The 10,163-nt window shown below is 47.2% G+C and carries 10 protein-coding genes and 1 tRNA gene; 8 read left to right on the top strand and 3 right to left on the bottom strand.

Going from position 1 to position 10,163, the window contains the following annotated elements; translation table 11 throughout:
- From WBA89_RS10260 to WBA89_RS10270, 3 genes are all read right to left on the bottom strand, one after another.
- Nucleotides 1-144, bottom strand: a 144-nt coding sequence (locus WBA89_RS10260) for an IS1/IS1595 family N-terminal zinc-binding domain-containing protein (protein ID WP_424406201.1), incomplete at its 3' end; no start/stop codon positions are given.
- 64 nt (nt 145-208) lie between these two features.
- The gene (locus WBA89_RS10265) at nt 209-430 is read right to left on the bottom strand and encodes a hypothetical protein (RefSeq protein WP_424406192.1); all 222 of its coding nucleotides are present in this window, start codon (nt 428-430) and stop codon (nt 209-211) included.
- A 68-nt stretch (nt 431-498) separates the two neighbouring features.
- A complete protein-coding gene (locus WBA89_RS10270; RefSeq protein WP_424406193.1) occupies nt 499-1,338 on the bottom strand; it encodes a prephenate/arogenate dehydrogenase in 840 nt (279 codons plus the stop codon).
- A gap of 38 nt (nt 1,339-1,376) precedes the next feature.
- On the opposite strand from WBA89_RS10270, the gene WBA89_RS10275 reads away from it, so the two are divergent.
- The 8 genes from WBA89_RS10275 (at nt 1,377) to WBA89_RS10310 (ending at nt 9,894) form a co-directional block, all read left to right on the top strand.
- Nucleotides 1,377-2,939: a pentapeptide repeat-containing protein gene (locus WBA89_RS10275; protein WP_424406194.1), complete on the top strand. Its 1,563-nt coding sequence runs from the start codon at nt 1,377-1,379 to the stop codon at nt 2,937-2,939.
- Between the two features lie 95 nt (nt 2,940-3,034).
- Nucleotides 3,035-4,597, top strand: a complete 1,563-nt coding sequence (locus tag WBA89_RS10280; protein ID WP_424406195.1) for a pentapeptide repeat-containing protein — start codon at nt 3,035-3,037, stop codon at nt 4,595-4,597.
- 440 nt (nt 4,598-5,037) lie between these two features.
- Nucleotides 5,038-6,567, top strand: a complete 1,530-nt coding sequence (locus tag WBA89_RS10285; protein ID WP_424406196.1) for a pentapeptide repeat-containing protein — start codon at nt 5,038-5,040, stop codon at nt 6,565-6,567.
- Nucleotides 6,568-6,589: 22 nt separating this feature from the next.
- A complete protein-coding gene (locus tag WBA89_RS10290) occupies nt 6,590-8,098 on the top strand; it encodes an ATP-dependent DNA helicase (RefSeq protein ID WP_424406197.1) in 1,509 nt (502 codons plus the stop codon).
- Between the two features lie 65 nt (nt 8,099-8,163).
- On the top strand, nt 8,164-8,376 hold the full coding sequence (locus WBA89_RS10295; protein WP_424406198.1) for a DUF2839 domain-containing protein: 213 nt from the start codon (nt 8,164-8,166) through the stop codon (nt 8,374-8,376).
- A gap of 109 nt (nt 8,377-8,485) precedes the next feature.
- Nucleotides 8,486-8,557: transfer RNA gene (locus tag WBA89_RS10300), tRNA-Val, on the top strand.
- Nucleotides 8,558-8,684: 127 nt separating this feature from the next.
- Nucleotides 8,685-9,485, top strand: coding sequence for a TIGR04255 family protein (locus tag WBA89_RS10305; protein WP_424406199.1), 801 nt, complete (start codon nt 8,685-8,687; stop codon nt 9,483-9,485).
- A gap of 4 nt (nt 9,486-9,489) precedes the next feature.
- Nucleotides 9,490-9,894: a hypothetical protein gene (locus WBA89_RS10310; RefSeq protein WP_424406200.1), complete on the top strand. Its 405-nt coding sequence runs from the start codon at nt 9,490-9,492 to the stop codon at nt 9,892-9,894.
- The last annotated feature ends 269 nt before the right edge of the window (nt 9,895-10,163 follow it).

Below are 10,163 nucleotides of genomic sequence, written 5' to 3' on the forward strand. Positions count from 1 at the left end.
ACGTTTCACATCTTCAGAATAACCTTTATGAAGTTGATAGCCCTCTATAAATTGTCTGCCACAACCGACACAAATATAATTCTGTTTACCTTTTTTTTGACCATTTTTATTAACATGAGTTGACTGACATTCAGGACATTGCATAAGCTCTGCGTTTTGTGAAGTGTTATTTTTTGGCACTCCCACTCTCAAATCATCATACCCTAATTCACCAACGCCTTCCCGAAATTGGTAGCGACAAACTCAAACTGCTGCTCCCCGCCAGCAACAGTACCAGCAGAGTTTCTTGAGTAGCGTAAGCCACAGATGACAGTGCATCAGAAGCAAGAACAGCTAGTCCTGTAGCGTTGCTCAGCCGTTCGCGAACAGATGCGCTGGTGGGGAGAGATTCACCCAGTAAAACCCGCTTGAGTCGAGAATAAGCGTACATTTAAACTCAATTATAGATGCGTCCACAAATCATCATCGAGACGGGGAATGTTTTAAGCAATTTTTGGCTCACAAGTTGTAATTTGCTCTCGCTTTTTGAGTATGCTTCAGCTTGTGTTCGAGAGCTTGCCAATTTTCGGATGCGATATCGTTGATGAACTCGTCGAGACTGTCGCGGTAAAATCGGAGCGATCGCAGCAATTCCTCTCGATTGTATTTCGCCACCATCACTCCCAGCTCTGGGTTGCCGCCCCCTACCCGACTCGTGTCCCGAAAACCCGAACTCGCCAAATGTCGGGCTAAATTAACAATATCCCGATCGCCCTCAACAGCGCAGGCAGCAACCAGAGTCGCGCTAGCCATCAGCGGCAAATGAGAAATCCAAGCCACAGCTCGATCGTGCTCTTCCGGCTCACATCGGTAAACTTTAGCACCCAACAACCGCGCAATTTCCTCAACCTTTTCTAGCGAGTGCGCCGGAGTCTGGGGAGTCGGCGTCACCACATAAGGCCGCCCCACAAACAAATCCCTTACCGCCGCCTCAATGCCGTTTTGTGCAGTCCCCGCCATCGGGTGTCCCCCCACAAAATTCGGCCACAAAGGAGACACAGCTTGTACTATGGGTGTTTTTACGGAACCGACATCGGTTACTATAGTATCAGGGGAAAGATAGGGCACTAACTCTCGGACGATCGGCTCGATCGATCCTAACGGCGTGCAAATAAAAACCAAATCGGCTGCTGCCATATCAGACAGGTGTATGCTGGCTGCAGAGACAACACCGCTTTCGATCGCTCGATCGCAAGTCTGCTGGCGACTCGAAACCCCAAAAACATCAAACCCGCGCGATCGCAAATCCAGAGCGATCGAGCCACCAATTAAACCAAGTCCGACAATACCGATATTCATAGCAATAAAATGGGGATATTTGATACGGTGCCGCCCCCATGACAGTCGAGGAACTCCTAAAAAAATATGCCGCCGGAGAAAGAAACTTTGCCGGAATCAACCTAACTGAGGCCAACCTCAGCGGCGTCAACTTGAGCGGAGCCAACCTCAAGGGTGCGAATCTGAGTGTAGCAAACCTCAGCGGAGCCAACCTCAGCAAAACCAACCTAACCGGTGCAAAACTCAACATCGCCAGACTCAGCGGAGCCCATCTCGGCGGTGCAAACCTCACCAACGCCGACCTCAACGTCGCCTACCTAGTGCGAGTTGACCTCAAAAGAGCCACACTCACAGGAGCCAAACTGATCCGAGCCGAGCTCATTCGAGCCGAACTCAGCGGAGCCAACCTCAGCGGAGCCAACCTCAGCGGAGCCACCCTCACCGAAGCCACCCTCCGAGGAGCCAACCTCGCTCAAGCCAACCTTCGAGGCGCTCACCTCAGCGGCGCGTACTTGACAGAAGCCAACCTCGAACAAGCCAACCTGCAAGGTGCCGACCTCAGTCGAGCCGACCTCAGCGGCGCAGACTTGCGAGGGACAGAACTCCGACAAGCCAACCTCACTCAAGCCATACTCAGCGGTGCCGACCTCAGCGGCGTCAATTTGCGCTGGGCAATCCTCAGCGGCTGCAACCTGCGCTGGGCAGATTTGAGCGAAGCCAAATTGAGCGGAGCCGACCTCAGCAGAGCCGACCTCTGCCACGCCAACTTGCTCAATGCCAGTTTAGTTCACGCCGACCTGTCAAACGCCTATCTGATTCGCGCTGACTGGATTGGAGCAGACTTAACCGGAGCCACCCTAACCGGAGCCAAACTCCACGCCGTTTCGCGGCTCGGCATCAAAACCGAAGGCATGACCTGCAAATGGGTAGATTTAAGTCCCAACGGCGACCACAGCCAAATTTACTGGTTAAACTCGGGAGGAACCAACGAATTTTTTCACGAAACCTTACCCACAGTTAGGATTGTGATTGACTCGCCCTTAGACCAAGGCGCTCATTTTGCCCTAGCTGCAACTTATTACCAAATTGCCCAACAATACCCCAGTTTAAGTCAGCCGCCCACCATCGAAGTCAGCTCCAGGCGCACCGTACTCGCCTTTAAAATGGACAGCGACGATAAATTATTTGCCACCGCTTACGTTGCCATCATTCCTTTTAATGACGCTGCCACAACTCAAAAAAACCTGATAGCTTTGATGAAAATGATTCAATCCCACGATGCAGGCAAACTTAACGTCAAAGAATCCAAACACGTCCAATTATCCAGCAAAGCTCTCAACCAAGCTATCAGCAAAGTAGACCAAATCAAAATTTCAAGTTCTTTTCCCAGAATCGGCGAAAGCATCAATTTTTTTCAAATCCCTACACAGATGATTTTAATTAATTCCTGCGGTGAAAAAATCAGTGTATATCACCACCCATCCTTCGGCAAGCGCCCGATCAAAAAATACGATCCGAACAATTCAACCTCAGCCAAGTTAGCCGAAAGCACAAAATTGGGTCAAGCTAATATCGCTACCCTTTTGGATTTTATAAAAGGCTTTCACAATATAGATGTCTAAGCATATTGCATCAAGTTACAAAAAATGCTTATTCTATTTAAAGGTTGGCACAACAAAGCTTTGTTCTAGCTAACACATCAGGGAAAGTGAAAAGCATGGACGCCGAAGAACTCATCGCCAAATATGCAGCAGGAGAAAGAGACTTTACTGCCATCCTCCTGTGCGAGGCAAATCTCAGCAGGATCGATCTGGCCGGGGCTAATTTCAGCGAGGCAATCTTGAGCCTTACCAACATGAGCGGCACCAATCTGTCAAACGCTAACATGAGAAAAGCCAAACTCAATGTTGCTAGACTCAGCGGTGCCAATCTCAACAAAGCCAACCTCAGCGGCGCTATCCTCAACGTAGCTAACCTGATTCGAGCCGACCTCAGCGAAGCCAAACTCGTGGAAGCTACACTGATCAGAGCCGAGCTGATCCGTGCCGACCTCAGCGGTGCAAACTTGAGCGGTGCAAACCTCAGCGAAGCAGATTTGAGAGAAGCAACTCTGCGAGAAGCCAATCTAGAGCAAGCCGACCTCAGCGGGGCTCACCTCAGAGGCGCTTCCCTGACAGCGGCCAACTTGGAACGGGCAAACTTGCACAGAGCCGACCTCAGCAGGGCAGACTTGCGAGGTGTTAACCTCTGTAATGCCGAACTCAGACAAGCTAATCTGTCTCAAGCCAACCTCAGCGGCGCTGATTTGCGAGGCGCTAATCTCCGGTGGGCCGACCTCAGCGGGGCGAACCTGACGGGGGCTGACCTCGATGAAGCGAGATTGAGCGGGGCTAACTTGTACGGGGCAAATTTGAGCAATGTCAATTTGTTGAACGCTACTCTGGTACACGCGGATTTGACTCAAGCGAATTTGATTCACGCTGATTGGGTGGGCGCAGATTTGACGGGGGCGGCGCTGACTGGGGCAAAAATTTATGCGGTGTCCAGGTTTAATCTCAAAGCAGACGATATTACCTGCGATTGGGTTGACCTGAGTCCCAACGGCGACCGCAGCCACATTCAGCGGTTTACTTCACAAGAATCTCAACGGTTTTTTAATGCTACACCGCCGACTGTTCAGATTATTGTCGATCGACCCCTAGACCCCGATGCTAACTTTGCCCTGGCGGCTACCTACCGCCAAATTGCCCGTCAATACTCGGGTTTGAGCCATCCTCCCAGCATAGAAGTTAATTCGCGCCGGACAATCATCTCATTTAGAATAGATCAGGACGATCGGCTGTTTTCCACAGCTTTCGTTGCTATTATTCCCTTTAGCGACGCGGCATTTACTCAGAAAAACCTCATTACTCTGATCAAGATGATTCAACCCCAAAGCGGCAATAACCTGGGCGTCCGAGTCTCAAATATGGTAGTGCAATTGAACGTGATGCTGACCAAAACAATCAGAAAAATAGGGGAAATGAAAATTCAGCCGGTTCGCCTCGATCGCGAACTGATGTCGAGTTTTTTCCAATCGCCTACCCAAACCGTACTGGCCAACTCCAGCGCCGAAAGTTTGATGGTTCACTATCATCCAGACTTTGGCAGAAACTTGGCAAATTTGCCGGGAGCCAACAAAACCTCGATCAATCCTGCAATTAAAGCCCAAAGATTCACAACCCCGCCGCTAAATACGGTGGTTGAGTTTGTCAAAAGCTTTTATCAGCTCGGCGAGTAAATATAGCCGAAGGAAGAAGGAAGTACGTCCGCTTCTTTTGTAGCGGATGTAACGGATGTAACGGATGTAAGTCCGTCGGAAGAAGGAAGTTCGGCAACGGATTCGCTCCACGGATGTAACGGATGTAACGGATGTAAGTCTGATGTCCGTCGGAAGAGGGAAGAAGGAAGAAGGTAAATGCAATTGTCGGCAATAATTTCAGCAATTAAAAATGTAATAACCTTGGGTTTGCTATATAAATTAAATGGAGATAATTTATATTCATGCAGCATAAAAGTTAGCCTCGCGCCCTTTCATATCAATTCCGGTTGCACTCCTCATGATGTTAACGGTTGACTGTTAACCGTTAACAGTCAACCGTTAACAGTCAACAGTCAACAGTCAACAGTGACTTTACTATTCCGATGAAGAGAGGATTTGATATCATTCAGGTAAAAACAATGGAAGCTGAAGAACTTCTCAAACGATTTGAACTGGTCAAAAGATACACAGAAGGCGACAGAAATTTCACAGGAATCAACCTGAATGAAGCTAATCTCAGCCGCATCAATCTCAGCCAATCAATTTTAAGGCGGGCTAGCTTATTTGTCACCAACATCAGCGGCGCTAACTTGAGCGAATCTGACTTGAGCGAAGCTAACCTGAACGTGGCTAGACTCAGCAGCACCAATCTCTCGCGGGCAATCTTAAACGGGGCTGCTCTCAACGTAGCAAACTTGGTGAGAGCCGATTTAAGTGGAGCTCAATTAATCGGAGCATCCCTGATTAGAGGCGAATTAGTCCGCTGCGAACTCAGCCAAACTAACTTCAGCGGCGCTAACCTGACTGAAGCCGATTTAAGAGAGGTAAAACTGACGGAAGCTAACTTGTGCGGTGCCAATCTTTCCGGTGCAAATCTCAGAGGTGCTTCGGCTTCATCAGCTAACTTTCAAGGAGCTAACTTGCACGGCGCGGATTTGACAAAAGCAGAACTTAACGGCGTGAATTTCAGCAATGCGGATCTCAGACAAGCTTCTTTGCAGCAGGTGAATCTCAGCGGTGCCGATTTGAGCGGAGCTAACCTCAAATGGGCCGATTTGAGCGGAGCTAACCTCAAAGACGCAGATTTGAGCGATGCTAAATTGAGCGGAGCTAACCTGAAGGGAGCCGATTTAAGAAATACTAATTTAGCAAATACTAATTTTGTTCACGCAGATTTGACAGAAACTAATTTGATTAACGCAGATTGGGTTGGCGCAGATTTGACGGGGGCAACTTTAACTGGGGCAAAACTGTATTTGGTTCCCAGGTTTGGCATCATCGCCGATAATATTGCTTGCGAGTGGGTTGACATCAGCCCTGCTGGCGATCGCACTCTGATTCAACAATTTAATTCGCCGTCAGAATCGAGAAGATTTTTAAATCACACGCCGGGGTTAGTGCGAATTGTGGTTGACGCAGTTTTAGATTACTCAGCAAATATTGCTTTAGCAACAGCGTATAGCGAAATAGCTCGGCATTACCGGCAAATGAGCTGTCCTCCCGATATTGAAGTCGGCTACCGCCGGACAACTCTCACTTTTAGACTTGATAGCGACGAGCATTTATTGCCAGTCGCTTTTTTAGCGATTCTGCCTTTTAATGATGCTTTAGAAACTCAGAAAAATCTTGTTGCTGTCAGCAAAAATATTGTCAGTCAAGATTTGAAAAAAAATCGAATTGTACAGTTGTATAAAGCATTGAATCTAGCGATAGATAATTTAAATGAAGCGAAAGAAATGCTGCAAGCAGCAGTAAATTCATGTCGTCAAACAAAGTTTTTTCAGTCGCCTACCCAAACTATTTTAATGAGTTCGGGGCAGGAGAGTTTGACCGTGCAGTCTCACCAGAATTTTGGTCGGCGAGGTGGAAAGAATCGGGAGAGTAAATTCAGTTTGCCTGCGGCTGAAAAAGTAGTTGATTTTCTGGCAAGTTTTGATTATGTTGATTGAGCAATATCAACTGTGACATCGATTGATTGAGGTAGAAGTTCACAACTCGCTGCTCCGCTTTTTGCGATCGACCTCGGAGCCGCACTGGCCCCACCATTTAACGATGGCGCGTCTCGTGGCGCGGGCTTTGCGCTTGGGGCGCAGCGCTCTAATTCAAACGGGGCTGCCCGCAGGAGCTTACCGACAGCGGTATCGAGTCAGTTATTTGATGCCGGTGTTGATGTGGCCCGATCCGGTGATTTTAGTCGCGCCGACACCGCTGCTGGAACATTTGCACCGGGTGGAAATTCCCCGCTTGCAAGAGTGGCTGCAAACAGAGAAGCCGATCGAGATTTATTCCCACAATGCCGATTTCCAAGGGCTGATGCTCATAGATCCGGAGTCTTGGCTGGCGGATAGCTTGGCGGAAAATTCGGAACTTCGCGGCAATATTCCGACAATTATCGACGGTGTGGACGATTTGGAAGTTTGGACGCGCCAGCAGTTGACTGCGGGTTTGCAACCTCCTGACTGGAATGATTTAATGCAATCTGAGCCAATGCTGGCGGATGAAATCCTCCAAGTGCGGGTACTGCTAACGCGGGCTGTGTTTCTGCATCCAGCTAAGCCTGACGAGTGCTATTTGCTGGAAGCGGCAGAGCAAAATATTTTGGAGGGGCTGCTGGCGACGATCGAGCTTAACGGGCAGATTCCGGCTGCTTGGAGCAATTTTTGGCATTGCTGGCAAACTAACGGCCAACTGCGGTGGGCGCAAATTCATCGATCGAGCGGGTCATTTTCTCTCTACTGCGCGCCGGTGCAGGTGGCGGAGGTTTTGAGTAAAATTTGGTCTGCAGTGCCTGTGGTGTTGATTGGCTGTGCGGTGGATGTGGAACAGAAGGCGCCGATCTTCCGGCAAATGATGGGGTTGCCAGAGTTGACGAGTGTGAAGTTTTCGCCCGATCGACAAAACGAATTAATTCAACTGTACATTCCCAATTGGCTGCCGCTGCCGAATACGCCGGAATTTCAGGGTGTTTTGATTCAAGAAATTCGGACTTTGCTGTTGATGAGCGTGTCGGTGGCGGGTTTAACTGTGTTGATTGTGGGTGATGTACCGCTGAAGGCTAGGATGGCGGCGATTTTGGCTTCTGAGTTCGGTACGAGGGTGCGGGTGGAAAAAACTGATGTGGGGGAGAATGGGATTTTGGTGACTGGGTGGGAGTTTTGGCGGGAATATCAGGGGGAGTTGAGCGCGCCTCATTTGCTGGCGATCGCCACTTTGCCGCTACCTTCTTTAGAGAATCCTTTGGTGGCGGCGCGTGTGGCTGATTATAAGGAGCGGCGCAAGGATTGGTTTCGGTTGTATTTGCTGCCGGCGGCGCTGAATGAGTTGCAGCGGGCGATCGCGCCGGTGCGAGAACGTCAGGGGGTTGTGGCGATTTTCGACAGTAGGGTGATTCACCGCAGTTACGGGCAGCAGGTTTTAGCGGCGCTGAGTCCGTTTGCGAGGATTAATTATTTGGATACGACTTGGCTGACGCAGGCTTGAGATGACCTGTTGCCGTATAATTTGGTTGGTTATACAATTGAAATCTGATTTAGCAGACAAAAATTATGGGTGAAGCTAAGCGTCGTAAAGATTCGATCGGCGATGAATTCCGTAAAGAAGAGCGCATCGTTTCCTGGCTACCAATCACGAAAACCCAAAGTGAAGATTTTGTGAGGTGGACATCTCGCGGAAGCTGGATCGGGATTAGCCTGTTGGTGGGTTGGTGGATTGTGGTGCGGTTTGTCGGCCCTGCGGCGGGTTGGTGGGTGGTTGATTGATTCTAGGCTCGACAAATGCCTGTGTTGTGGGCATTGTGTCGAGTGCAACTGAATTTTTGGGAAAATTAAGTTGCGAATATCGAGTGAGTATGTTATCTTAACGATCTGCGGGCAATTAGCACAGTGGTAGCGCACTTCCTTCACACGGAAGGGGTCACTGGTTCAAATCCAGTATTGCCCATATTTTTAAGTTATAAAATTTGATTGGGAAAAGGCGATCGCATCGATCCTGAATGTGATTCTGTTTGGAAGTAAGTTAAGCTAGATTAATAGACGCTCTTCAAATTGGTAATGAATACTTTGAAAAAATGAATATCCCAAACTATGAAAGAGTAATTTATGAGAACAGCCCCCTAATTGAGGTTATTGCTCAACTTAGATTTCCAACTATCCTAAAAATTGCCAGCCAACAGCCTGTAGACTTTCAAGATAGTATAAGGTTTGAATACCCAATTTTTGAAACTTCTAGAAATTTGCAGATCCCGGTTGAGCTATCTAATCTTTTAACCCAATTCAGCTCAAATTTTACCAGTGACTTGACTTCAATTGACTTGACTTATCAATTTAAGTCAGAAGACTTGAGTTTCCAGATATCTTTAGACAAAAACTCTATAACGCTTGCTACGACAAAGTATGAAAGATATGAAAATTTTATTGATAAATTTAAACGCGCTGTAGAACTTTTGGAAAAAATATATAATCCCTCTTTTTATTCACGAACAGGACTAAGATATCGCGATCTAATTATTAGATCAAAACTAAATATTAAAGACAAAGAGTGGCATGAATTAATACCGCAACATATTGCTTCTGAACTTTATACACCAGAAGTGGCAGATTCAATTCAAAACTTTGTTAAAAATTTACAGCTAAAAACTGAATTCGGTCAAGTTAATTTTAGTCACGGGCTTGTTAACGTTAGGGACACAGAAGGAGGTATAGATGAAACAGCTTATTTATTAGATACTGATTTTTTTACTGAGGATAAAATAGAAAAAAGTGAAAATGCCTGGAAAATACTCGATAACTACAACCATACAGCCAGAAATCTCTTCCGGTGGGGTATCACGGAAGAGTTGCACAGAGCAATGCAACCTCAACCAATATAATCCTATGCACGTAACAACTGGTGGTACTCAAAGCAAAAATATAATTGGACAAAGGTATGAAGTTTTACCCACTCCTGCTCAGACGCAGTATCGGCACACTTTAGCATCTGGTACTCCTAGCTTAAAAATCGAAGTTTCCATCGAATCACCTATTAGTGGTGAATGGTTTGGTCAATTCAATCAAAACACCATCACTTGGGTTAAGTGTTTAACGCTACTCAATCTGCTTTTTGCTAACACTCCCGAAGGATTGCAAGAAGCATCTGAAGTGCTTGAACGAATGGTGGAATATTATAGTGACTGTCGGTCGGATTTAGGACAAACTACCTTACCTAAAGAATTAGGATTACTTACTGGTAGCGTATTACCTAGCGAAGTCAGACCGCCTTTAGTCCTAGATTTTGAGTAGCTAACCATGCGTAAACCTTGGATTTACAGAGCCTCGAATGACAAAGAGGCTCTTAGACAAGGGGAAATTCTGACTGGACTTATACAGGTTAAACCAGTTGCAAGTGAATCTTCTCCAAACCTCGATCAAATTCAGTTTAAACCTATTGTTCATCCTTATGCAATTATTGTATCGGCTCAATAAGTAGGGGAAGGAGTTATTCTAATTGCCAAGACAAACCCAAGGGATGAAGAGAAGATTTTTCGCGAATAATAGTGGAGAGAGAGGGA

The sequence above is a fragment of the Microcoleus sp. genome (assembly GCF_049646505.1).
In the GTDB taxonomy this organism is placed as follows: Bacteria; Cyanobacteriota; Cyanobacteriia; order Cyanobacteriales; family Microcoleaceae; genus Microcoleus.

What these genes read in the sequence shown, in the direction of transcription:
- WBA89_RS10265 (WP_424406192.1), bottom strand. Translation starts at nt 430, where the DNA reads ATGTACGCTTATTCTCGACTCAAGCGGGTTTTACTGGGTGAATCTCTC.
- WBA89_RS10270 (WP_424406193.1), bottom strand. Translation starts at nt 1,338, where the DNA reads ATGAATATCGGTATTGTCGGACTTGGTTTAATTGGTGGCTCGATCGCT.
- WBA89_RS10275 (WP_424406194.1), top strand. Translation starts at nt 1,377, where the DNA reads ATGACAGTCGAGGAACTCCTAAAAAAATATGCCGCCGGAGAAAGAAAC.
- WBA89_RS10280 (WP_424406195.1), top strand. Translation starts at nt 3,035, where the DNA reads ATGGACGCCGAAGAACTCATCGCCAAATATGCAGCAGGAGAAAGAGAC.
- WBA89_RS10285 (WP_424406196.1), top strand. Translation starts at nt 5,038, where the DNA reads ATGGAAGCTGAAGAACTTCTCAAACGATTTGAACTGGTCAAAAGATAC.
- WBA89_RS10295 (WP_424406198.1), top strand. Translation starts at nt 8,164, where the DNA reads ATGGGTGAAGCTAAGCGTCGTAAAGATTCGATCGGCGATGAATTCCGT.
- WBA89_RS10305 (WP_424406199.1), top strand. Translation starts at nt 8,685, where the DNA reads ATGAATATCCCAAACTATGAAAGAGTAATTTATGAGAACAGCCCCCTA.
- WBA89_RS10310 (WP_424406200.1), top strand. Translation starts at nt 9,490, where the DNA reads ATGCACGTAACAACTGGTGGTACTCAAAGCAAAAATATAATTGGACAA.